The sequence below is a fragment of the Oleiphilus sp. HI0079 genome, assembly GCF_001635105.1.
Genome location: NZ_LWFT01000269.1, coordinates 1 through 734 on the forward strand (window position 1 = coordinate 1; position 734 = coordinate 734).

General features: G+C 46.7%; 1 pseudogene. It reads right to left on the reverse strand.

Annotation, left to right across the window (positions count from 1 at the left end):
• Nucleotides 1–9: 9 nt before the first annotated feature.
• Nucleotides 10–734 (reverse strand): annotated as a pseudogene (locus A3750_RS03910) (thiamine pyrophosphate-dependent enzyme); the annotation flags it as partial.

The following is a 734-nucleotide window of genomic DNA, read 5'->3' on the forward strand; positions in this document are numbered from 1 at the left end:
TCACCATTAATCCAGAGCAGCTCGATAATCATCCTCGAGCTTCTTGCTCTGCTCTGCGGTAACAAACCCTTCCTGAATCAACTTATCTGAATAAATCGTCCGAGTGGTCGGCAAAGCCTTAATGATCTCGTACATCAAAGGCTGAGTTCCTGAAGGCTCATCCGCTTCGTTATGACCACGACGACGATAACAAACGAGATCTATGACCACATCACTCTTAAACTCATTTCGGTAGTCAAGTGCGACCTGAGTTGCAAACAGCACAGCCTCGGGGTCATCACCATTGACGTGCAATATAGGAGCATGGATCATTTTTGCAACATCAGTACAGTACTCTGTCGAGCGTGCATCGATTTGCTTATTGGTGGTGAAACCAACTTGGTTATTGATCACAATGTGCACCGAGCCACCTGTCCTGTAGCCGCGTGTTTGAGACATTTGAAATGTCTCCATTACAACGCCCTGACCAGCAAAAGCAGCATCACCGTGCATGATAATCGGTAAAACGGTATTACCAACCACATCTTCTCGGCGATTTTGTCGAGCTCGGACCGAGCCTTCAACCACCGGAGACACAATCTCTAGATGAGATGGATTAAATGAAAGAGCAAGGTGCGCCTCGCCGCCAGGGGTCATCACGTTCGAAGAAAAACCTTGGTGGTACTTCACATCACCAGAAGTGTCTACCAACTTCTTACCATCAAACTCATCAAACAAATCTTTCGGATTCTTAC